The sequence below is a fragment of the Herbidospora mongoliensis genome, from assembly GCF_001570545.1.
Classification (GTDB): domain Bacteria; phylum Actinomycetota; class Actinomycetes; order Streptosporangiales; family Streptosporangiaceae; genus Herbidospora; species Herbidospora mongoliensis.
Window position 1 is genome coordinate 36421 of the sequence record NZ_BBXD01000026.1, and the last position, 21346, is coordinate 57766.

Here is a 21346-nt window from a genome sequence, read left to right on the forward strand (position 1 = left end):
CGTCCAGGCCCCCGGCCTTTTGCCATGGGTGACGTGGAACGGCTGAGCGGATGAACTCGCGAGGCCGTAGCCGCTGGGACGTTTTGGCAGTCCAACGAGGTCCAGGCCAAAGGAACGCTGCTCCCTCATTCGAAAATCGGACTGTAACTAATCCAAAAATCGGACTGTAACTTGGAATGCGGCAGGCGAACTGCGCTGGTGCTGCAGCGCTGCGGGATCGGCGAAGAGTTGTCCGCGGACGGCAAGAAGGTCACACACGTTGTGTGGACCGATATGACGACGAATCCGATCCGGAGGAATTGGACCAGCCAGTTCGCCACCTGGTTTCCCGACCTCACCAGCTTCTACCAAGTCGGGTCCGGAGCTGTGCACAGCGTGCCGTGGCACCTAGAAGAGGTCCTCGCGCTCGACGCCCGGAGCGTGTCGGGAACGAGCGTGCGCATTAATCCGATGAGCATGGGCGGCGCAGTCGATGTCGCGTTGGCCGGGTGCGGGAAGGCGATCGAGACGTTCGGCGCCTTCTGGGGCATGGACGTAGAGGACTTGATGGTGAAGAACGCGACGCGGCGCCGGGCATGTGTTGTCTACATGGAGAACTACGAGAAGGCACTTCAAGAAGTGCGCACCGCTCGCGAGGTCACCGGTCGGGGGAGCGTGGAGCGGACACAGGGTTAGACCGGCTCGCCAAGAAACACAGGCAACTCTCGCTCAGCAAGGTCTGCTCTGCCGGCCTGCGAGGCGCAGTCTCTCTGCCGATCACTCGACGAGGCCGAGCAGGGTCGTCTCACCGTTCATCAGGGAAAGGCTCCCCGATCGGCCACGGGTCTGTAAGGCCGAACCACTCCGTCGGCGTCTGCGCAGAATCGGTGAAATGGATTGCACCGCGGGCGTCGGACGTCGATCGCCGCCACATCGGGAGTGCGGGCACAGGATGCTCGGGGTCCGGGTGCTCCCAGATGGTGTGCTGCTTAGTGCCCACGGAGCCGGGATGCAGGTGCTTGACAACGAGCACCGCTGACACATGGCGGTGGTCCCAATGACCCCTAAACCAGTAGCCGTCGGGCTCGCGGACGAATGCCTCCACACGGGTCTCGCCGTCAAGGCCAGGGCCGATCAGCATGGCCTCGGTACCGTACAGGGCGTTCTCCACATCGTGGTCATCCCTGGTCATGCTGCTGGACGCCACAGCGACAACGTAGGGAGCAGCGAGCCGCCCATATGCGGAACCCTTGTCGCTCAGCGCGTTCTTGATCCCCTCCTTGTCCTGCACCACGAAGGCCCCTCCGCCACCGTAGATTCCAATCGGTCTCACGCCCTCTTTCCCTCGCCTCTCGGGCGGCTTCGGGAGCGCGTGGAACTGGATCCGCCATCCGCTGGCCTCGTAGGGCATGCCTGGGAAGTCGCGGCGGCTGTTCGCGTCACCATAGACGTCCGGGTCCAGCTCCCTTAGCCACCTCTCTAATTTGGAGCGCAGCGGGCGGGCACTAAGCGGGCCACCTCCCTGCTTCTCCACGTCGATCCACAGGTAGAAGTTGGGGCTGTCGATCTTGCCGAGCGACGCGTAGACAGTGTTGACCCTTGCGGCCGCGCCCACCTCGACATCGCTTGGGGACGCTGATCGAGCTTCGAAGTAGACCGCATTGCCATCCTTCTCCGCGAGGAAATCCGGTCGGCGACTGGTCCCGTCGACTTCCGGGTGGCAAGTCACGTCGTAGCCCATCCGAAGGAGGCTCTCGTGCAGGTACAGCTCGAAGAAAGCCCCATGGAACTGTCGGTTGTCCCTAGAACGCAGCCGACCCCTGACGTCCGCTTGGGCGTCTGGACAGAGCCGAGAGAACCAATTCTCGATCAGGTCCCGGATCTGGTCCCAGAAGGGGCCTGCCACGCGATCGTAAAACTGGAAATGGCTCTCACCAGGCCGCGCCGGAGACGGGTCGGTCCGCTCAACCGCCGAGAAGATGTTCACGTCGATCATCACACCCGGTCTGCCGGTTCCGGAGCAAGGCGGATTACCGCCAGCAGAGGATTTGCGACCAAATGGGCTCTTTCAGCCTCAATTGCCCTGACCACAGGGTCACTGCTGAGCCTGCTCGCGATCACGTCTGGCAACGTCGCGCTGTTCATCACCAGCAGCGTGATCGCAGGCGCCGGGCTCGGCTTGGCCTTCCTCGGCGGCGTGCGCGCCGTCAGTGAAGCCGCACGCGCACGCGAACGGGCCGGTGTGATGGCCGTCTTCTACTTGGCCTTCTCAATCTCCATCGTTGCTGCCGGCCTCGCCCAGACCTACTACGACGCCGACGACGTTGCCCTCGCTTTCTGCACGGCAATCGCCGTTCTGTCCATGATCGGCGCCTCGGCCAGCCTGCCCCCGGCGGCAATCCGGCCTCCACTCTTGATAGGCCGCTCTGACAGGCTGGCGCTGGATATGCCGTTCGTCGGCCTTGAGCTGGAGTCCCCATCAGATTTATGCACTCATGGGGCCAGCGATGATTGTGTGGCTAGTCTGGCTCGATGACCGATCAAACGATCTCTCCGAACGACCGGGAGACGGCACTTGATCTGGACGCCATTGTTGCTTCGGGATGGGCTGTTCCCGAGTCGTTTTCGGGAGATGAGTTCGCTCGCGCCAAGGCATTTTGGCTTGAACGTCGGGCCGCAGATGCCGAGCTACTGCGGGTTCGTGCCAAGGCATCCACTCTCGTAGAGTCCTGGACCGGATGTGTCCCGCGCGATGTCGGCTCCCTCGGTATCCAGCTCAACCTGGAAAGCAGTGATCTCGACCTCGGGATCGGCTACCCGGTTGCAGGCCGGGACGGTCTTATGGCGGCGCTCGCCCCACATGTGGTCTTCAAGGACGAGCGCCGGACCCGCTTCGACACCACCCGGCTGGTGTTCGCCTTCACCCTCGACGGCATCGAGATCGACCTATCCGCGCTGACGGAGGAGGACTTCGCCGTCGCGTGCCGCATGCTGAACCAGATCGACAGCGAGATGACCGAAGCCGAGCGGATCGCCCACACCTGGGTCAAGTACCAGCTACGCCGGGCGGGCAGGGCAGAGGACTATGCGAGCTGGAAGCTCGTCACCTACGCCCGCTTCTGCCCTGAGTTCAAGTGGGTGCCGATCGCCGAGCCAACCGTGGGCTAGGTTCCACACGGATCGGCGGCGTTGATCAGCTCCCACGTCGTGTCGGACGCCCACCGGCTGGACTCGTGGACGAGCCGATCAGCGGCTTGCGACGGGAGCGCCGTCACCACGTCCGGCAGTGTGGAGTCCATGCGCTGCCGGAGGTCGGCCAACCGTTCGTCGAGCATGGCGTCCAGCCCAGCGGTGAGCAGCGGGCGCTGCGAGAGGTCGGTGTTTCGGCCGATGAGGTCGATCATGCCGGTGAGGACCGCGAACGCGGCTTCCTTGATGACGGCCCTGGCTATACGGACCTGTCGTCGCGGCTCTCCATCGAGGATCTTCTCCAGGCTCTTCAGGGTGTAGTCCAGGGCGAAATTGCGGTCCACCCACAGTTGCGCCCGATGGGAACATTCGCCGATGCGCCAGTCGGCGAACTCCGCGTCGACCCGGCCCATGGATGGGCGGACCGCTCGGGTCAGCCCGGCGGCCTCGGCCTTGCGGGTGTAGGAGGCGCCGATCAGGCACTCCATCGACACGAGCATGTAGGAGATGCCGGAGTAGAAGGGCTTGGCGGTGCTGTGCTCGGCAACGAAGGCCGGGTCGACGACACCGTCGACGATCTGCTCAGCGCTCAGGTGCGGGAGCGGGCGTAGTAACAGGTCAGTTCGTCCCTGAAAAGCGTGTGTCGCCCGCAGCTCCTCTTCGGTCATCAGGTGATCGAAGGTGATGTACGTGTAGCGGGTCGGGATGCCGAGCGCCGACAGGGTGCGGATGGCCAGCGCGTTCTGTTCCGCGGTGGTCTCCTTGTGGAAGCGCTCCAGAATCGAGGTGACGCCGGACTCCACTCCGAACAGGCAGCGGCGCAGCCCGTTGCGGACCAGGGTCCGCCACATCGAGGCGCGTTCCACATGCCAGGCGCGGTTGTGGCGAGGATCGGTGACTTGATCGATGCGGCATGACGTCTCCCATCGGAAACCGGCTTTGGCCAGTTCGGTGGCGATGGCCAGGATGCGCGGGACGGCGTTCTCGTCGCGCCCGATGGCCTCCTCGTCGACCAGGTAGAGAGTGCGGGAGATCTCTGGGTGACGCGCGAATTCCTCGTTCAGGGCTCCGAGCATCCAGGGCAGGTCCTCGGGTGCCCCTCCCGCCCATACGCCTTTGTGGCCACGTGGGCAGAAGGAGCACGTGCTCGTGCATCCACGTGTCGTCTCCAGTTGCGCCACTCCCTGGTGGGCGAAGGTGGCTTGAAGCAGATCCAGTTCGGGGAAGAAATCTTGGGCGTCACGGTTGGGGACGGTGGGGGTCCGGCGGCGACCGATGGCCACTGCGCCGCCTCGGGGCGCGCCGACGAAGCCGATGCCGTGGATCTGGTCGCGGGCCAGGTCGCCGTGCCAGTGGGCGATGACGTCGCGGATGGTCGGTTCCCCGGCGCCGCGCGCGATGAGCAGCCGAGGGTAGCGCTCTAGGAGCAGGGCCTCGTTGCGGGCGGTCAGGCTGCCGCCGGCCAGGATCAGCGGCACCTTGTCCTGGACTTCGTCCAGCAGGTGGGTCATCAGGTCGTACTGGCCGAAGGTGGCCGAGACACCGAGGACATCCGGCTGCTGGACGCTGACGGCGGTGAGGATGTCCTCCAGGGTGACGCCGAGCTGCATGTCCATCAGGTCGACGTGGCCTGACAGGGTGGAACGGGCGGCGCGGGCCAGATCGGAGATGGCCAGCGGGAAGCGCGGCAGCGGGAAGTACTCAGGCCGGTACAGCGCGGCGAGCAGTATGCGTGGCCGGGTCAGCCGGTTGACGGCGTCCGGGGTCATGTCGGCGTGGCTGATCCAGTCGCCGGGCCTGTGCAGCTGCAGGTTCTCCGCGCTCCAGGCGGGCCAGGCACGAGTCTCGTGCGGCTGCCCGGACAGGTCGGCCAGCAGCCACTGGCCGGGCTGGTCGGTCCTCATGGCAAGAAGCCGCCGCTCCAGCGTGCCGGTGAGGACGACGTCTTGGGCGGGCACGATGCCGGTCACCGCCCTCCGAAGGGCGTTGGGCTGGCTACGCGGGATTGGCTATGACAGTTCGAAATGGCTCCACCTTGACGGCTTGAAGTGGCCCCACCTGAGCACGGCGTCAATCTGGTGGGCCAGGATGTCGGCTTGAATTGGCCCCACCCTTCTTCGCACGATGCGACGCTCCTTGTGCTAGGCCGCATCAAGGAGGTTCGCGGTGGCGCTCACCAAGGCCGAACTATTCGAGCAGATCCGCCGTGACTCCTGGCGTGAGGGCCTGTCGGTCCGGGCGCTGGCCCGTAAGTACGGTGTGCACCGGCGCCTGGTACGTGAGGCGCTGACCCGCGCGGAGCCCACCCCGAGAAGGACTCCCCAGCGGCGGTCGGCACAGCTGGAGCCCTTCAAGAAAGTCATCGACGAGTGGTTGCGCGCCGACCTGGACGCGCCACGCAAGCAGCGGCACACCTCAACGCGGATCCATCGCCGACTGGTGGACGAACAGGGCATGGGCGAGGTGTCCTACTCAGCGGTGCGTGACTACGTGGCCCGGCGCAAGCCCGAGATCTGGATCGAAGAAGGGCGTGGTCCGGCTCAGGTATTCATCCCCCAGCATCATCCGCCCGGCCGGGAGGCCGAGGTCGATTTCGGGGAGCTATGGGTCCGGCTGGCCGGGGTCATGACCGTGTGTTACCTATTCGCCTACCGCATGTCGTATTCGGGCAAGGCGGTGCACAAAGTGTTCGCCACCTGCGGCCAGGAAGCGTTCCTGGAAGGACACGTGCATGCCTTCACCACCCTGGGCGGCATCCCCACCGGTCACATCCGCTACGACAACCTGACCTCAGCGGTGAGCCGACTACTCTTCCACGGCCGGGCCAGGGTCGAAAACCCCCGCTGGCTGCTGTTTCGCTCCCACCACCAGTTCGAGGCGTTCTACTGCCAACGCGGCATCGACGGCGCGCATGAGAAGGGCGGCGTCGAAGGTCAGATCGGCTACTTTCGCCGCAACTACCTGGTGCCCGTTCCCGAGGTCGACTCGCTGGCGGAACTGAACGCCCGCATCGCCCTGGCCGAGCAGGCCGAGGACGCCCGGCGGATCGGCGCCCGAATCCGCACCATCGGCCAGGACTTCGCCAGCGAGGCGCCGCTCCTGCGGCCGCTGCCCGCGGATCGGTTCGAGATCGGGTTGCGGCTCAGTCCGCGGGTTGACCGCTACAGCCAAATCACCGTCCGCTGTTGCCGATACTCGGTTCCGGTCCATCTCATCGGCCAGCAGGTGAGAGTCGTGCTGCGAGCTTCTGAGCTGGTCATCTACGACCGGCATCAGGAGGTCGCCCGCTATGAGCGGCAGACCGCCAAAGGCGGCGAAACCCTCGTGCTGGACCACTACCTGGAGGCGTTGATGCGCAAGCCCGGAGCCATGAGCGGATCGACGGCGCTGCAACAAGCCCGAGCCAGCGGCGCTTTCACCGACGCCCATGAAGCGCTGTGGTCAGCAGCGCGCCGCGCGCTGGGTGAGCCCGCCGCGACCCGCGCCCTGATCGAGGTGTTACTGCTGCACCGACACATGGACGACGGCGACGTGGTGGCCGGGATCCGTGCGGCGCTGTCGGTCGGCGCCTTCGCGGTCGACATCGTCGCGGTCGAGGCCCGCAAAGCCGCCGACGCCCGCAGCGCCGGCCTTGCCTACGACCTGACCTCGACTCCCGCCGTCACCGTGGTGCCTGCCGAGACCGCTCAGGTCACCAGCTTGACCCTGCGCAGGCTGGCCGACCTGCCCGCCGATTCCCGCCCGCTTCCCACTGTCGACGCCTACGACCAGCTGTTACGTCATCGGCCGCAAACCAAGGAGAGCGCGTCATGACCCGAGCCCGAGGCATCACCGAACAGGCCGCCGACGCGGCTGTCGACACTGCCTGCCGGATGCTGCGCCTGCCCACCATCCGTGCTCAGTTCAACGAGTTGGCCGACCGAGCCGAACGTGACCAGCTCACCTATCGCGGTTTCCTTGCCGAACTGTTCATGGCCGAATGCGAGGAACGCGACCGAAGGCGAGCCGACCGGCGCATCCGCGCCGCCAACTTCCCTCGCTCCAAGTGGCTGAGCGACTTCGACTACGACGCCAACTCCAGCGTTCAGGCTGCCGTGATCAACACGCTCGCGACCTGCGAATGGGTCAAGAAAGGCGCCCCGTTGTGCTTGATCGGAGATTCGGGCACCGGCAAGTCCCACCTGCTCATCGGGTTGGGCTCCGCAGCCGCGATGGCCGGCCACCGGGTCCGTTACGTGCTGGCCTCCAAACTCGCCAACGAACTTGTCGAAGCCGCCGACGACCGCCAGTTGACCAAGACCATCGCGCGCTATGGCCGCGTCGACCTGCTCTGCATCGACGAACTCGGCTACATGGAACTCGACCGGCGCGGCGCTGAACTGCTGTTCCAGGTGCTGACCGAACGTGAGGAGAAAAGTAGCGTCGCGATCGCGTCCAATGAGAGCTTCTCCGGCTGGACCAAGACCTTCACCGACCCCCGGCTTTGCGCCGCGATCGTTGATCGGCTCACCTTCGGCGGCAACATCATCGAGACGGGCACCCAGTCTTACCGACTCGCACACACCAGAGCCCAGCAAGACAAACAAGCTTGAGCTCCGAACGCGGCTGCAAGGCGCCGAGAGTGGGGCCACTTCAAGCCGTCACGATTACTCGTGAAGATCGGCAACTGGGCCCACTCCAAACCGTCAGATGGGGCCAAATGAAACCGTCCTAGCCACGGGATCGCGGCCAGGGCTTGGCGCTGGTCGGTGCTTAGTGAAGTGAGTCGGCCGATGGCGTCCAGGAGTAGTTCGTGGCTTGCATCGGCGCCGATGGTGAGCATACGGACCTCCGCACGAAAAGAAGGGATGACGGCATGGCCCTGCGGCGTCGAGGACGCCGGGGCTATGGGGGAGTCGAGAGTTAGGTGGGAATGCTGATGACGGCCGTCATAGCCGCGTGGTCGCTGAGGCCCGAGGTGCGGGGCTGGTGGAGGTAGCCGCAGTCGAGCGCCGCGCTGATGGGTGAGCAGAAGATGTGGTCGAAGCGGTAGCCGTCGCCGCTGCGCCGCCCGTACCAGGAGTGATCGACCGTGTCAGGGTGGAGGTGCCGGAAGGCGTCGCCGTACCCGGCGGCGGTGAAGGCGGTGTAGAAGTCGTACTCCCAGGCGCCGAACACCTTGTGGTGGGGCTGGTGGCCCGGTTCCAGGACGTTGAGGTCGCCGGCGATGACGATCGGGCCGGTCACGGCGAGGTCGTCCGCCATCCTCGGCAGATGCGCTGTCACCGCTGCTTGGAAGGCGCGCTTGTCTTGGTTGCGGCGGGCTTGGGGGCCGCGGGAGGGCACGTACAGCCCGACCACGCCGATGGTGTGATCTCCGTCCAGGTGGAGACGGACGGCCGCGCAGCGATGCGGAAGATGTACCAGCTGGATCCCGGGGACAGGTTCCTGCTTGCCGATGCGTGAGGCGACAAGGGTCAGGTAATCCGGGCCGCCGTCGGTCACATGAACGGTGAACCCGTGCTCGCCCAAGGCTTGGGTGATGGCGTGTCCGCCCGGGGCGACCTCGGTCAGCACGATCACGTCAGTGTCCTGCTCGGCCAGCCAGTCGGCCTGCCGCCGGGAGCGGGCGGGGTTGGCGTGCTGGACGTTGAGGGTCAGCATCCGTACCAGGCCGGGTCGTGTCTCGTGCTCGGCACCGGGCAGGAGGCTGAGCTGCTGGCGGTCCTCGGCGCTGGACATGGGTTACCTCGTGATCTCGTCGGTGAAGACTGACCTCGCCCTGGGCGTCCAGACGTTCCTGCAGCTGGCCCATGACCACGCGGGCCTGGCTGATCACCTCTGAAGGCGGGCGGTCGCCCAGTGCCGACAGGTTCATCGTCACCTGTTCGGGGGTGGTGAATCCGACCAGCACGGCCGCGTGAGCATACCGATCGAGGCACGCCCACAGGGCGATATGAATGAGGTCTTCTCGGCGAGGGCCGACCACTTCCTGTAGTTCTTTCAGTCCTTCGGCGATGAGGGCAATGGCCGCAGGGGTGAACCATCGCTTCCGGGAGCGGTGGTCTCCCCTTCCGAACTGCGGCGGGGCGGCCGGGTCGTAGGCGCCGGTGAGCAGGCCCTGCGCGAGCGGCTTGTTGATCAGCACGCCGACCTCGTGCTCGGCGGCGAACGCGAAGATGCCCTCCGAGCGATCGGCAGGGGACAACAGGTGGTCGCGGACCGCGAGCACGTCAGGTTGCACGGCGGCGAACACCGCGCGGAACCGGGCGATCTTGTCGTCGCGCTGATCGGGCGTCGCGTTGAGGCGGTCGAGGGCGAAGCGGTGCGGGCCGCGCATCCCGACCGCACGGATCAGTCCTTCTCGCCGGAAGGTGTGCATGGCCTCGGCCGCGGGTTCCAGCCAGCGGTCGTCGTCGCCGAAGTTGGAGTGGTGCAGGAAATAGATGTCGAGATGGTCGGTGCGCAGGTTGTCCAGGGACTGCTCCAGCTGGCGGCGCATGTGCCGGGGATCGAACCCGTGCTGGGCCGTCCCGGCGAAGTAGCCGACCTTGGACACCAGGACGATCTCCTCGCGGGGGACCTGCGCGACCAGATCGCCGATCTGCCGTTCGGAGCGGCCGTGGCCGTAGACGTCGGCGGTGTCGAACAGGCGGGCGCCCACCTGCCAGGCGACCTCCAGACCGGCGGCGGATGCCTCAGCCGAAGCGCCGGTGGACCAGCCCATCGGCAGACCGAGGTTTTCGTCCGGGCCGCCGATGCCCCAGCAGCCCATGCCGACGGCGGGCACGGTGATGCCGGATCGGCCCAGCGTTCGCTGAGGCAGTAGGGCGGGTGGCAATGTCACGAGGACCTCCTAGTGGGGGGTGCCTGGTAGTAGCGAATCTGTCCTGTCGTGGTCATGCCGAGTGTGTGCAGGTCGGCCAGGAGGGAGGGTGCGCTGCTCGGGACGATGGCGCGCGCCACCACGGCGTGATGGCGAAGCCCGGCAGTCAGAGCGGCCGTGATCAGCGGCGGTGCCACGTCAGCACGGTCGGTGGCCGGGTCGACGAGCACATCAGCCAGCAGAGCCTCGGCGGGTTCTGCGGGGTCGTCGTGGGCCAGCGGATACATCAGGGCCGCCCCGTGGAGGTCGCCGCCGGGTCTGTCCACGATGAGCAGGCCGTCGGAGACGAACCGCTCGTCTGCGCTCCAGCGCCGGTAAGTGTCCTCAGCGACCTGCCATCCGTGATCGGGGTTAACTGCTTGATACAGGCGGCTCAGGGCGTCGGCGTCGAAGGCTTCGGCCCGTCGCACCCTCACCCAGTCACGGTCGGGAAGGTTCGACAGGGCGGTGAGATCGGCTTTCAGGAGGGCGGCGGTGGAGTGAGGTTGCCATCCGGCCTGCTCGAAGAATTCGCAGCCGTGCTTCCGTACCTCGGGGATCTCGGCGGTGAGCAGGATCGTCTCCCCGTCAGGTTGGCATGTGGCTGCCTGCTGTAGCAGCGCCGTACCCAGCCCGCGCTTCTGCCATTCGGGGGCGACAACGGGACCCCATAGGCGTGCCGGTAAGCCGGGACCCGCCTGGCGCAGTGCCGCGGCGGCGGCCAAGGTGCCGTCTGTGAGGCGGGCCAGGAGTACGGTCGTCGGCTGGGCGTTCCCGCTGGGGCGTAGTCGGGAACGCACGAGGGCCGGGGTCACCGGCCGCTGGTCGGGCCAGCCGCGCATGGCGGCGTATCCCAGGTCCGCGAGCTCCTCATCCAGGGGAGTCCCGGGCTGGTAGGCGATGGTGCTGATCGGCGGTGTCATGGGCGCCTCGGTTGGGTGGCTGCTATCCCGACGCAGAGGCTGCCACGTTCGGTTACGAAGGCCGGATGTAGAGCCAGCGCGGTCGTAGGCGGGGCGGCACGGGTGAAGAGGCGAACCTGGCCGAACCCACTGCGGAAGGCGTCGGCGACCTGGCCAGGGGAGGTGAACGGGCTGGGCCTCGACGGGCGGCGCAACCGTTGCCGGGCGAGTTGTATCCGTTCCGCTGATGTCGCGGGCCAGGTGGTGGCGGCCAGGGCTTGTCCGGCCCGGCCGAGAAGGTCGTATTCAAGGTGACCAGCAGGCCCGGCGATACGGGTGGTGTACAGCAGCAGGCCGTCCTCAGATAGCAGACCTGCAATGCGATCGATCACCGCCTCGCGGCTGGCGGGGGTGGGCAGTAGTGACAGCAGCCCGTCGGTGACGATCAGGTCGAAGGGCCCGGATATCCCGGAGAGTTCCGGCGCGTGGGATTGAAGGGTGGAAACCTGCTCGCCCGTTTCCTTCGCCCACGCGTTGATGAGGGTCAACGGGGTCGGGCAGGCGTCAGCCACCGTGATCTGCATGCCGGGCTGAAGCTCGGAGAGGGTCTGCGGCATGGTCTCATCCGAGGAGCCGCACACCAGGGCGTTCGATGGCTGCTTGCCGGCCATTGCGCGCTGGTAGAAGGCGGTTTGCCAGCGGGGGTTGCCCTTCAGACCGGCCAGTCGGAACAGCCGCCACGAGGCGTGGTAGCAGAAACAGTCCGGGGAGCAGCTCTTGCGGGCGGCCGTCCAAGCGCCCCTGATCGTGAGAGAGACGGTCATTGTTTGTGCCCGATGAGGTGGAACAGGCGGGCGATCTGCCGGTAGGGGTCACGGCATCCGGCCTGCCATTCGGCTTCCAGGACGTAGTCGAAACCTTCGCCGACCGGAGCGTCGCCCAGGTGGTCGGTGAACACCCGCACCCCATACCAGCAGGAGGTCGTCACACCAGCGTCGTCGAGGATCGCCTCGACCGAAGCGAGGGTGTCGGCCCGGCTGCTCACCCCGAGGTTGCCCTCGACGGACCCGGCTCCCATCACCGCGACCGCATCCGCCCATCGGCCTTCCAACCCGGCCCGCATGGCCAGGGCGTCCGCGTTCTTAGTCAGCAACGACATCAGACCGCCCGGCCGGAGCGCCGATGCGAGATCGTTCAAGAACGCGCGCGGGTCCTCGGCGTACATCAGCACGCCGTGGCAGCAGACGAGGTCGAAGCCGTCGCCAGCCAGATCCGTGGCCTGGTCGGCGGTGCCTTCGACCAGCGTGATCCGGTCGCGGACCTGCTCGCTTTCCGCTGCGAGCCGTTCGGCGGCCCGCTTGTGCATGCCCGGATCGGGGTCCAGCAGGGTCACCCGGTGCCCGGCCCGTGCGAGCAGGACGGCTTGGTGGCCGTCTCCGCCGCCGACGTCCAGAACCCGCTGTGAGTCGGTGGGTAGATGGGTGCGCAGGGCGCGGGCAACCAATGCGTGGCGGAGCGCGCCCCGCAACGTACCGGCGTGACGGGCGTAACCGGCCGACAGATCGGCGCCGGACGCCGACGTCCAACTGTTGCTCACGGATGTGTCTCCTTCGGCGAGAGCAGCGAATCGAACAGGTCCTGGTGCTGAAGCACCAGCCGAATCGACCAGTAGCGGGTCCGAAGCAACTCGTGCAGTGCCCGGACGGCCGGCGTGTCAGGAAGAGTTCCCTCGCGAGCGGCCCGGCGCAGCGCGATCAGCTGCGGTACTCGCGCCTCGACTCCGCCCAGATCGATCGGGGGACCATGGTCGAGCCATGAGCTGAACTGCTCCCTGGTCATGACCTCCCACACCACGACGTCCCCCCAAGACCCGTCCGGACCTGCTGCGGTAACCAGGTGGGGGATGCGGAGCAGCCGAGGCTTGGGCAATGGCGGCCGCACTGGGCTCGTCACGCACGCGGCTTCGCCGCCGCGACGACCTCTGACCGTGCTCAAGTGGCCGGAGAAGGCCAGCGCGAGACCGGTGTGGGCCAGCACGACACCGGCTGGGGCGACGGCCACGGCCTCGACCCACGATCGCCGGGCCAAGCCCAGGGCGAGGCGCACCGCAACAACCGGATCATGCTCCTCGTAGGAGACCCGCCGTTTCGCCCCGCCGGTGACGACACCCGGACTGAACAGGGCGCCGGCGTCTTGAGCGGAGAAGAGTCGCTCTCCCTGGGCAGTGATCATCGGCCCGACTCCGGACCGAACCGCGCGTAGTAGCGCTCGAGGAGGCCGCAGGACTCCAGGACTCGGTTGGAGGCCGTCACGTTGTGCCCGGCGGCGAAACCGTGATCAGGAGCCGCGAGGGTCGATGCGGCCACCAGGAGGCTGGCGAGGATCAGGTCGGAGTACATGTTCGGCAGCGACTCGGCGTGGTGGAAGTTGATGGGGAAGCCGTCGCCCACGAGCGTCACCCGTGCTCCCGACTGCAGGTGAAGCCGGGTTCCCAGCACGCCTTCGTCGGTGACCTGTCGCGCTTCCTGCTCCAGCTCCGCTACCGCGAACTCCCGGTTGCGTGAGGTCGTGGACACCAGATAGCAGTCCCGGCCGATTGCGGCGGCATGTTCACCCCGTAGTCCGGTCCGGCCCGTGCAGCCGACGACCAGCAGCGGGCGATGATCGCGCAGCAGCGTGCTGACGCAACGGCTGGTGAGGTATCCGCGTTCGTGTGCCGCGATCAGGCGAACCAACTGCCGGTCGTGTACGGCCACGCGCATGCGTCGTGATCTCAGCACGTCGGCGACATGTTCGCCGATCCGTCCGAACCCCACCACCAGAGCGGGCTGGCCTTCGAGTTTCTCCTCCGGCAGGAGCCGCAGAAGGTTACGGATCGCCGCGTCCGCGATGCCGTAGCACTCCACCGTCGCCTTCAAGCGGGACTCGGCTACTGAGAAGATCGGCGCTGGAATCCTCCCCTCCCACGGCTCCAGTCGAGTGATGCCCGAGATGGTCTGTTCCACTAGGCCGATGAAGTGCGAAAGCAAGTCGGGGCGCTGCTCCAGCAGGACCGGCAACGTGTAGCCCCCGTCATCGATCAGCAGACCTCGCAGGCCGAGCGCGGCGGCACGCCGGGTGTGATCATCCAGGGCGTTCGCTGCATCCGCCCACGGCCACACCGCGATGCCCTGCTTGGCCAGGTGGGCGTCCACCCGGTCGGTGTGCTGGTAGGGGTAACCCTTGTCCAACACGGTGATGGCCTGGGCAGGCACGCCCATCGCCAGCACCGCTTCCACCATCACCAAGAAGTCGGTCATGTGGTGCACGGTCAGTACCGGCGCCACCGACGACAGGCATCTCGGCGGCAGGAACCCCGGCAGTTCGCCCGTCAGCGGCATCTGACCGCGCAGCGCGTTCATCTCGGTCGTTGTGAACGGGATCCGCCGCACCGCTGCCAGAATCGCCTGCACCTGATCAGACGACAGGCCTGCTGTCTCCTCCGCTATCAGAGTCACGGTGTAAGTGCCCGCCGCGGATGCCTTCGGCTGGGCCGGCGCGCCGACCAGCAGACGGACGCATGCCTCGGTTCCCACGCGTAGGCGCAGGCCCACGCCATCGCGGGCCATTTCTCCGATGTCAGCAACCTTGGCGATCGCCTCGATCACCGCGTCACGCGCCATCATCAGATCCATGGCTTCACCACGGAACTCGGCCGATACGACGCGTTCTACGGGGATCATGAACGCCATCCCGTGCTCAACCGCACCAGGCCGGATTGCAAACCAGCCCGGAGCGTGCGCCTGCTGTCTTCGTTGACCAAGAAGCCGATCACCACGAGTGCTCCTCACTGGCTCGGAAGGTAGAACGATCGCTCACCCTTTGCTGCTCTCGGCGGATAGACGAGAGATCGCTTGCGCCCGCCGCTTCGATTTGGGGCCGTCAGGTGAAGGAGACTGGCGGCGTCCTCGGCGTGAAGGACGACACGGGGACGCCGCCAGTGAGGAGAACAGTTGTTCTGCACCTAGTGCTCTCCTCGTGTACGACTCAGGCTGCTCCCTCCTTGCCAGCCAAGCCGTACGTCGGATGGCGTGGTGCGTCGCACCACACCACGCCGTTGGTAACGAAGGTGGGAGATCACCTCGCTGTAAGCCACCGGACCAACCGTCAACGCCTGCGGGGGCACACGCGCGAACGGCTTCACCCCGGCCCACGGAACCTGGGTTGATCGGCCCGGCGGCAGCTCATCTGGATGCGGAACTGACTTGTTTGGCATCGGTCATCACACGGCCTCGCACTTCGAGGGCTGGGTGACGGGTACGGACTCGACTAGGTCCCCGAGGCCACTGATCAGCCGTGCACCGTGCGGTAGGATCTCGCCGGCCTCCAGCCCGAAGGGGCGGATCAGCGCCGCGAACATCCCATACCGGATCGGCTGCTGGCAGTCCTTGATCATGGACCGGCCGACAACGACTATTCGATCCGGCCGGCATACGGCTGCCGTGGTGATCATCTCGTAGAAGATCCCCTCCGGCTTTCTCAATCCCAGCTGCCCCGACTGCAGGAACACCGCGAAGTGTTCGTCGATCCCCGCAGCCTGAGAGGGTCTTTTGAGAGTGAGTGCGGCTTATGCGGCTTGCCGTGCTGGTGAGGGTTGTAGCAGCGCGTTGACGTCCGGCACCCGCAGAGCTGCTGTGGGCGGCATGGGGGTCGAGAAGAGTGACCGCAAGCCGTACCGCAGCGATCTGTCGGATGAGCGGTGGGCGTTGATCGAGCCGTTCATCTCGGCGTGGAAGGCGCGGCATCCGTCCGTTTCGGGCCATCAGGGCCGGTATCCGATGCGGGAGATCGTGAACGCGATCCTGTATCAGGAGCGGACGGGGGTTCAGTGGGAGTATCTGCCGCATGATCTGCCGCCGATGTCGGCGGTGTACTACTACTTCGCGGCGTGGCGGGATGACGGGCTGACCCAGACGATCCACGATCTGCTCCGCGGCCGGGTACGAGAGGCGGCGGGCCGCCGGGAGGAGCCGTCCGCGGTGGCGGTGGACTCCCAGACCGTGCACGCCGCGGCCGGGGTTCCGGCCGAGACGACCGGCCTGGATCCGGGCAAGAGGTCCCGGGGCCGCAAACGCGGGATCGCGACCGACGTGCTCGGCCTGGTCGTGGCGGTCGTCGTGACCGCCGCGAGCGTGCATGACAACGCCATCGGGATCGATCTGCTGGACCGGGTCGCGATCGACAACCCGTCGGTGCGGACGGCGTGGGTGGACGCGGGGTTCAAGAACGCCGTCGCCGACCACGGCCAGACCCTGGGCATCACCGTCCAGACGGTGGGGCGAGACCCGGGGACCAGGGGATTCGTGCCGATTCCGAAACGGTGGGTAGTCGAGCAGACCTTCGGCACCCTGATGCTGCACCGCCGGCTGGTCCGTGACTATGAGAAGACCACCGCCAGCAGCCAGGCCCACCTCCGTTGGGCCTGCACCGACCGGATGACCCGCCGTCTGACCGGCGCCACCGCCCGGTGGCGTGACCAGCCCGCCACCGAACCGGCCGTGCTGTCGGCGTGAACGACGTCCCGCCCCCGCTGCCCGAACCGCTGCTGGCGCACCTGACCGGCCTGCGCGACGCCGCGGCCGCCGAGATCGACCGGCTCACCACCGCCCTCGACCACGCCCGCCAGCAGCTCACCCGCCTGGACGTCACCCGGCAAACGCTGCTCGACCTTCTCCCGCCCGAGGCCCTGCCCGAGCCGGAACCCGAACCGCCCCAGCTCCCAACCGCCTACCAGGACCTTCTTACCGTCCTGGCCCGGCATCCGGACGGACTCACCGCCCGCGAAGCCTGCCTGGCCCTCGGCCTGCCCCACACCCGCAAGAACACCGTCGAAGGCGTCCGCGCCAAACTCAAACGCCTCGTCGGCCGGGACCTCGCCACCGAACCCAAACCGGGACTCTTCACCATCAAGGCGTCCAAGGACTAACGAAAGACCCTCTAAGAGGGTGAACGTACGAACAAGCACAACGAGCCGTTCCAGAAGAGGCCGCGGAACGGCTCCAGTCCTGAACGACGTTCTCCTCGGCATCAATGAGTTGACCAAGGCTCGGAGCTTGGGCGACCTGGTGAAGAAGAAGCGGGGCTCTCGAGCCCCGTTTTGGGGATGCTCTGTGGTCATCAGATGGGTCCGGCTTGACGTCGACCCGCTTAACGATCTTCACCGGGTGTGCGAACGTACCAATGAGCAACCGCCGAGCAACCACGGGCGATCTCGCCTCGCTACCGAGGCCCCAAACCGGGACAAAGCAACCGGTCAAATCGGGTCATACGTGGTGGGGCGCCAGGGATTCGAACCCTGAACCTACGGATTAAAAGTATACGGACTTAGTATCAGCCAATGCCGCAGGCTATCCATTTCTATTAGACCGCCCGGATTTGCCGTTGTCAAAGTCCCCGCTGGTAGTGCGCAATGCCGCCCCGTGTCGCGTACCAATGAGCAACCGCCGAGCAACCGTGAATTACCCGGTCGGGCTTTACCGAACCACGGTGGGGCGATCTCGACCCTGGCCTTTACTGTGGAACGAACACCACCTGCGGCGCACCCTGCGTGAGTATGAACGGTTCTACAACCGGCACCGCGCCCATCGCGTCCTTGCCCAGGCGGCCTCGCTGCGTCCCGTCCCGGATCCGATCACCGATCCAGAGCGGATCACGAGCTTGACCATCCGCCGACCAGACCGGCTCGGCGGAATCCTCCACGAGTACTCACATGTCGCTTGAACTGGATGGATGGAATTTTCGGCAGGGACACCTGCCGTCGCGAGCTTCTGGATCGATGCCTGCTCTGGAATGAACGCCACCTGCGGCACGCCCTGCACGAGTACGAGGCGTTCTACAACCGGCATCGGGCCCATCAAGCCCTGGATCAGGCGGCTCCGCTACGCGCCGTCCCGGATTCCACCACCGATCCGGCTGGAACCGCCCACCTGAACGTTCGCCGACGAGACCGGCTCGGTGGAGTCCTTCACGAATACTCGCGTGCCGCTTGAACTGCACGGACGGAGTTTTCGGCAGGCACAGTGCGAAGAATTGGCTGCAGCGGGTGCGGAATAGTGCTCCGAAGCTGTTTGCGCACTGGGTGCTGCGGTACTGATCCGACAGTAGAGACGGCACGAGCCGGATGACGGGAGACTGTCACGTCCGGATCTGTGAGGGCCGGGGGCTGCGATGCCCCCGGCTACTCGGCCAGGCACAGAGTCCACCAGCCCTATCGCCCTTGTCGGCGCTGCCCGTGGTGTCGGCCCTGGGGGCCGGTTCAGCCGTATCGGCACTGTCGCGGAGCCTGGGCTGCGCGCGAACGGCCGATGCCATCGATGCTTGGTCCATACAACCTTCCTGACAACCTGCTCCAAACGCCAACAGGGCCCCGGCGCCATGATGCGCCGGGGCCCGCGAGGTTCAACACCATCTACCGGCCCTGGGGCCGATCTGCCTGTTCCGCAGTGGCCGCCCAATGGGGGCGGGGCTGCGGGGATCGCGTATGCGTGACCGTAGACCACCTTCCAATTCGTGGGACTGCGGTACCCGTGTGGCGAACATCAGCCGACAACGGGCGATCCTGATGGCGTTCAACACTCCTTTCGCTCTTTGCTGGCGCTACTTCTTCGACCTCATGCATCACTTCTTGCCGCAGCTGCTCTGTCCACGGCCGGGACCCTTCACCTACTGCTGGTCCTGGCACGTCCGACGTTGTCTGTCGTTCACTACCTATGGCAGCGCGTCCACGGCCGGGGCCCTTCAATCTCTGCCGGCCCTGGCACGTCCGACCTTCTGCCCCTCTTCACTGCATCGTCTTTTCATCCAGCTATCCACGGTCGTCCGGGCAGTTCGTCGTGATGCCTACGTCCTGCTCTGCCCTCGTGGATCCGTTCCTTGCGATGTCAGGAAACCTACCCCTACTCACTGCGGATGTCTACCTCGGTCACTATAGATTTTCGGGGCCGGAGAGATGAAGTGCTGAGCCTTCACGCTGTCGGGAGCAGTTCGGCGACGGCGTGCTCGACGCTGTCGCGCAGCTCGAAATGGGCCAGCAGGCCGGTGCGGTGCAGCAACTGCCGCAGACCATGAGGGACGCCCGCCAACAGCAGCCGACCGGTGGCGGTGTCGCGGACGCGTTGGCGGGTGTGGGCCAGCACCCCCAGAGCGGTGGAGTCGTAGAAGGTCAGTCGCGAGAGCTCCAGTACCAGCCTGGGCCCCTCGCTCATGTCCCAGACCGCCTCCACGCGGCCGGCGAACGCGGGTGCGGTGATGAAGTCCAGGTGCCCGCCGACCTCCAGCACGCTGCAATGTCCGTGATGGGTCACCCGCACCCGCAACGTCTGTCCGCGATCCTCCACCTCAGCCTCCCGGGTCCCGATTAGTCACGATTGGCGGTGTCGGTAGGTGGATGCCCCCGCGATACCCCGAGGAAGGCCATAGATGCCCGTGGTCGCGGACGAAATGCCCACCAGCACGACCCCGTCGGCGTTCATGGCCGCCAGCACCTCGTCCAGCACCCGGCCATACCAGGAAAGCCGGTCCCGGCGCGGCCGGCGCGGGTCGCTGAGTCCGGGCTGACCCGGCAGATCTACTACAGTGGTCGCCCAGCGCGCCGACAGCGCCCGCAGCCATGGCAGAGTCACGGCGGCGTTGAAACCGGTCCCGGTCACCAGTACGACCTGCGGCCGTCAGGCTCCGGCGGAGGTGAGTCACACCTGGCCGACGCTGGTGTCCAAGGTCATGTTCGTGAGCGGGAAGTCCGCGCGGGCCAGGGCTTCGGAACACCATCGCCGCACCGCGTGCTGACCACCGGGATTCTTGTACACGGTCGGCATCGCGCCAGTGTGTGCGGCGGGCTCGTGGTTCGTCCAGCCCTGATCAACCTGCCTTTGTGGAAAGTCGCGTCTGTTCGGCGGCCGACCTGGTTGGTAGGTTGATCGCAGGTGAGCCGGGAAGCCTGGTCGGCGGTTCATTCGCCGACCCCGGAGGCCACGATGCGCGCCCGTGACCTGCTCACTGAGTTCCCCACCGTCACCCTCGACACCCTGGTCATCGACGCCGCCCATCTCCGGGTTTTCGCACCCCACACGCCAACGCGGTGTTCAGCGTGCACCCGCTCATTACTCATCGCAGGGCGGTTGATCTGTGGCTTTGCCGGCTGCGCCGTAGCCGGTTCGGTCCCCTTGAACATTGACAACTCCTGGCTGCCTTCCCTGAGCCCTCTCCGGTGATCTCACGCTCGTAGCGCGGGGAATCCGGGTGTCCACCAAGACTGCCCATCCTCGGTGACGGCGATGGCCTCGACGTCGTCGAGAGACGGGATCCATTCTCTGGCGTGAGCTCCCATGGCGAACGCGGCCGTCGCGTACGCGTCGATCTCCGTGAGGCGGGGTCCGATGAGCGTGACCGAGGCGAGCCCGGTGGCGGGTCCGCCGCTGCGGGGGTCGAGGATGTGCCGTCCGCGTTCGGTGGTCCCGGAGGTCGCGACGGCCAGGTCCCGTCCGGACACGACGGCGGTGAGTCCGCCGGGACGGAACGGGTCGGCGATGCCGATCCGCCAGGGTCTCCCCGGGGCCGATTCTCCGGCGACCTGCACGTCGCCGCCGCCGTTCACACTGTGGTCGCGCAGGCCGGCCGCCCACAGGCGTCGGGAGACCTGTTCCACGGCCCATCCTTTGACCATTCCGGACGGATCGAGCCTTCCGTCGATCTGGGTGGTGAACCAGCCTTGGCTGATCGCGGCCGTTTCGTCGCATCGCCGCAGGATCACGGCCACCTCAGGGTCACAGTCCGCCACGGTCAGTTCGCCACGGCCGAGCCTGCTGATCTGGGAGCCGGGCTTGTAGGTGGAGAAGACCTCGTCCACGTGGTGGAGCCAGAGCGCGGCCTCCCGGACGGTCCGCCGGGCCTGCGCGGTGGGAGCGCTGCGGATGTCCAGGGTGAACACGGTGCCCATGACGTGTTCGACGTGCCGGAAGTGGTCAGGCACCGGCTTTGTCCAAGGCGCTCTGCAGTGAGGAGATGTATCCCTCGCTGGTGTAGGTCGCACCGGAGACCACGTCGATGTGGGCGTTCTGGGCGGACATGGTCTCCTCAACCAGTTGCGGAACGGCGAACGAGGTGATCTGGCGGTCGCGGCCGTTGCCGGACGGCGCCAGCGGGACCTCGACGGCCGTGATGCGCGAGCCCGCCATGGTGATCGCGACCTGGACGGGACCGTATCTGGTGTCGATCAGGTCCCCGGTGACGGTCGTGGACGTGGGCACGGGCCCGTTGGCGGGCGTCGTCGCGCCGGGATCGGCGGACTGGTGGATCGGCTCGGCGATGGGCCGGGGGGCTTGATGGGGTTTGCCAGACAGGAGCAGGACCATGCCGGTCACGGTCACGAGGGTCGTCAGGAATGCGCGGAGCACGG

The 21346-nt window shown here is 66.5% G+C and carries 22 protein-coding genes; 7 read left to right on the forward strand and 15 right to left on the reverse strand.

Annotated elements, in window-relative coordinates; translation table 11 throughout:
- Positions 1 to 198: 198 nt before the first annotated feature.
- The gene (locus tag AW272_RS36230; RefSeq protein ID WP_066374665.1) at positions 199 to 675 is read left to right on the forward strand and encodes a hypothetical protein; all 477 of its coding nucleotides are present in this window, start codon (positions 199 to 201) and stop codon (positions 673 to 675) included.
- 109 nt (positions 676 to 784) lie between these two features.
- On the opposite strand, the gene AW272_RS36235 is transcribed toward AW272_RS36230, so the two are convergent.
- Positions 785 to 1720, reverse strand: coding sequence for a hypothetical protein (locus tag AW272_RS36235; protein WP_157519140.1), 936 nt, complete (start codon positions 1718 to 1720; stop codon positions 785 to 787).
- 15 nt (positions 1721 to 1735) lie between these two features.
- Between AW272_RS36235 and AW272_RS42805 the strand changes: the two genes are divergently transcribed.
- Together AW272_RS42805 and AW272_RS36245 are read left to right on the forward strand one after the other, a co-directional pair.
- A complete protein-coding gene (locus tag AW272_RS42805; protein ID WP_157519142.1) occupies positions 1736 to 2515 on the forward strand; it encodes a hypothetical protein in 780 nt (259 codons plus the stop codon).
- On the forward strand, positions 2512 to 3147 hold the full coding sequence (locus AW272_RS36245) for a hypothetical protein (protein ID WP_066374670.1): 636 nt from the start codon (positions 2512 to 2514) through the stop codon (positions 3145 to 3147). The genes AW272_RS42805 and AW272_RS36245 overlap by 4 nt, the downstream gene beginning before the upstream one ends.
- On the opposite strand, the gene AW272_RS36250 is transcribed toward AW272_RS36245, so the two are convergent.
- Positions 3144 to 5138, reverse strand: coding sequence for a B12-binding domain-containing radical SAM protein (locus AW272_RS36250; RefSeq protein WP_218011178.1), 1995 nt, complete (start codon positions 5136 to 5138; stop codon positions 3144 to 3146). The two genes, AW272_RS36245 and AW272_RS36250, sit on opposite strands and share 4 nt — an antisense overlap.
- A gap of 196 nt (positions 5139 to 5334) precedes the next feature.
- On the opposite strand from AW272_RS36250, the gene istA reads away from it, so the two are divergent.
- Positions 5335 to 6981 (forward strand): IS21 family transposase, encoded by a 1647-nt coding sequence (istA, locus tag AW272_RS36255; protein ID WP_066374671.1) that lies wholly within the window; start codon positions 5335 to 5337, stop codon positions 6979 to 6981.
- Positions 6978 to 7760 (forward strand): IS21-like element helper ATPase IstB, encoded by a 783-nt coding sequence (gene istB, locus AW272_RS36260; RefSeq protein WP_066374672.1) that lies wholly within the window; start codon positions 6978 to 6980, stop codon positions 7758 to 7760. The genes istA and istB overlap by 4 nt, the downstream gene beginning before the upstream one ends.
- 310 nt (positions 7761 to 8070) lie before the next feature.
- Here the strand turns inward: istB and AW272_RS36265 are convergent, their stop codons facing one another.
- From AW272_RS36265 to AW272_RS36295, 8 genes are all read right to left on the reverse strand, one after another.
- Positions 8071 to 8811 (reverse strand): endonuclease/exonuclease/phosphatase family protein, encoded by a 741-nt coding sequence (locus AW272_RS36265; protein WP_169807698.1) that lies wholly within the window; start codon positions 8809 to 8811, stop codon positions 8071 to 8073.
- Positions 8732 to 9994 (reverse strand): aldo/keto reductase, encoded by a 1263-nt coding sequence (locus tag AW272_RS41390; protein WP_218011179.1) that lies wholly within the window; start codon positions 9992 to 9994, stop codon positions 8732 to 8734. The genes AW272_RS36265 and AW272_RS41390 overlap by 80 nt, the downstream gene beginning before the upstream one ends.
- On the reverse strand, positions 9991 to 10935 hold the full coding sequence (locus AW272_RS36270) for a GNAT family N-acetyltransferase (protein WP_066374676.1): 945 nt from the start codon (positions 10933 to 10935) through the stop codon (positions 9991 to 9993). The genes AW272_RS41390 and AW272_RS36270 overlap by 4 nt, the downstream gene beginning before the upstream one ends.
- Complete coding sequence (locus tag AW272_RS36275) at positions 10932 to 11585, reverse strand: class I SAM-dependent methyltransferase (protein WP_157519144.1); 654 nt, start codon at positions 11583 to 11585, stop codon at positions 10932 to 10934. The genes AW272_RS36270 and AW272_RS36275 overlap by 4 nt, the downstream gene beginning before the upstream one ends.
- A 149-nt stretch (positions 11586 to 11734) precedes the next feature.
- Positions 11735 to 12511, reverse strand: coding sequence for a methyltransferase (locus AW272_RS36280; RefSeq protein WP_066374681.1), 777 nt, complete (start codon positions 12509 to 12511; stop codon positions 11735 to 11737).
- Positions 12508 to 13146, reverse strand: coding sequence for a hypothetical protein (locus tag AW272_RS36285; protein WP_066374684.1), 639 nt, complete (start codon positions 13144 to 13146; stop codon positions 12508 to 12510). Before AW272_RS36285 ends, AW272_RS36280 begins: the two co-directional genes overlap by 4 nt.
- On the reverse strand, positions 13143 to 14645 hold the full coding sequence (locus tag AW272_RS36290; RefSeq protein ID WP_157519146.1) for a Rossmann-fold NAD(P)-binding domain-containing protein: 1503 nt from the start codon (positions 14643 to 14645) through the stop codon (positions 13143 to 13145). Before AW272_RS36290 ends, AW272_RS36285 begins: the two co-directional genes overlap by 4 nt.
- A gap of 530 nt (positions 14646 to 15175) precedes the next feature.
- On the reverse strand, positions 15176 to 15436 hold the full coding sequence (locus tag AW272_RS36295; protein ID WP_218011180.1) for an HAD family hydrolase: 261 nt from the start codon (positions 15434 to 15436) through the stop codon (positions 15176 to 15178).
- Positions 15437 to 15596: 160 nt separating this feature from the next.
- Here AW272_RS36295 and AW272_RS36300 point away from each other — a divergent pair, with 160 nt between their 5' ends.
- On the forward strand, positions 15597 to 16466 hold the full coding sequence (locus AW272_RS36300; RefSeq protein ID WP_066374689.1) for an IS5 family transposase: 870 nt from the start codon (positions 15597 to 15599) through the stop codon (positions 16464 to 16466).
- Entirely contained in the window at positions 16463 to 16879 is a 417-nt protein-coding gene (locus AW272_RS36305; RefSeq protein WP_083959062.1) for a hypothetical protein, read from the forward strand. The genes AW272_RS36300 and AW272_RS36305 overlap by 4 nt, the downstream gene beginning before the upstream one ends.
- Before the next feature lie 2038 nt (positions 16880 to 18917).
- Here AW272_RS36305 and AW272_RS36315 read toward each other — a convergent pair.
- The 5 genes from AW272_RS36315 to AW272_RS36330 all read right to left on the reverse strand — a co-directional run bounded on the left by AW272_RS36315 (position 18918) and on the right by AW272_RS36330 (position 21344).
- Positions 18918 to 19289 carry an STAS domain-containing protein gene (locus tag AW272_RS36315; protein WP_169807702.1) on the reverse strand — a complete coding sequence of 124 codons (372 nt, stop codon included), beginning with the start codon at positions 19287 to 19289 and terminating at the stop codon, positions 18918 to 18920.
- Between the two features lie 24 nt (positions 19290 to 19313).
- On the reverse strand, positions 19314 to 19601 hold the full coding sequence (locus tag AW272_RS36320; protein WP_066374692.1) for an alpha/beta fold hydrolase: 288 nt from the start codon (positions 19599 to 19601) through the stop codon (positions 19314 to 19316).
- 39 nt (positions 19602 to 19640) lie between these two features.
- Positions 19641 to 19766: a hypothetical protein gene (locus AW272_RS45810; protein WP_275527341.1), complete on the reverse strand. Its 126-nt coding sequence runs from the start codon at positions 19764 to 19766 to the stop codon at positions 19641 to 19643.
- Positions 19767 to 20164: 398 nt separating this feature from the next.
- Positions 20165 to 20920 carry an FAD:protein FMN transferase gene (locus tag AW272_RS36325; protein WP_218011182.1) on the reverse strand — a complete coding sequence of 252 codons (756 nt, stop codon included), beginning with the start codon at positions 20918 to 20920 and terminating at the stop codon, positions 20165 to 20167.
- The gene (locus AW272_RS36330) at positions 20913 to 21344 is read right to left on the reverse strand and encodes an FMN-binding protein (protein WP_218011183.1); all 432 of its coding nucleotides are present in this window, start codon (positions 21342 to 21344) and stop codon (positions 20913 to 20915) included. Before AW272_RS36330 ends, AW272_RS36325 begins: the two co-directional genes overlap by 8 nt.
- Between the last annotated feature and the right edge of the window lie 2 nt (positions 21345 to 21346).

Coding starts and splice junctions, on each gene's coding strand:
- AW272_RS36235 (WP_157519140.1), bottom strand. CDS start 1,720: ATGGGCTACGACGTGACTTGCCACCCGGAAGTCGACGGGACCAGTCGC.
- AW272_RS36245 (WP_066374670.1), top strand. CDS start 2,512: ATGACCGATCAAACGATCTCTCCGAACGACCGGGAGACGGCACTTGAT.
- istB (WP_066374672.1), top strand. CDS start 6,978: ATGACCCGAGCCCGAGGCATCACCGAACAGGCCGCCGACGCGGCTGTC.
- AW272_RS36265 (WP_169807698.1), bottom strand. CDS start 8,811: ATGCTGACCCTCAACGTCCAGCACGCCAACCCCGCCCGCTCCCGGCGG.
- AW272_RS36270 (WP_066374676.1), bottom strand. CDS start 10,935: ATGACACCGCCGATCAGCACCATCGCCTACCAGCCCGGGACTCCCCTG.
- AW272_RS36275 (WP_157519144.1), bottom strand. CDS start 11,585: ATGGCCGGCAAGCAGCCATCGAACGCCCTGGTGTGCGGCTCCTCGGAT.
- AW272_RS36285 (WP_066374684.1), bottom strand. CDS start 13,146: ATGATCACTGCCCAGGGAGAGCGACTCTTCTCCGCTCAAGACGCCGGC.
- AW272_RS36290 (WP_157519146.1), bottom strand. CDS start 14,645: ATGGCGTTCATGATCCCCGTAGAACGCGTCGTATCGGCCGAGTTCCGT.
- AW272_RS36300 (WP_066374689.1), top strand. CDS start 15,597: ATGGGGGTCGAGAAGAGTGACCGCAAGCCGTACCGCAGCGATCTGTCG.
- AW272_RS45810 (WP_275527341.1), bottom strand. CDS start 19,766: ATGCCGACCGTGTACAAGAATCCCGGTGGTCAGCACGCGGTGCGGCGA.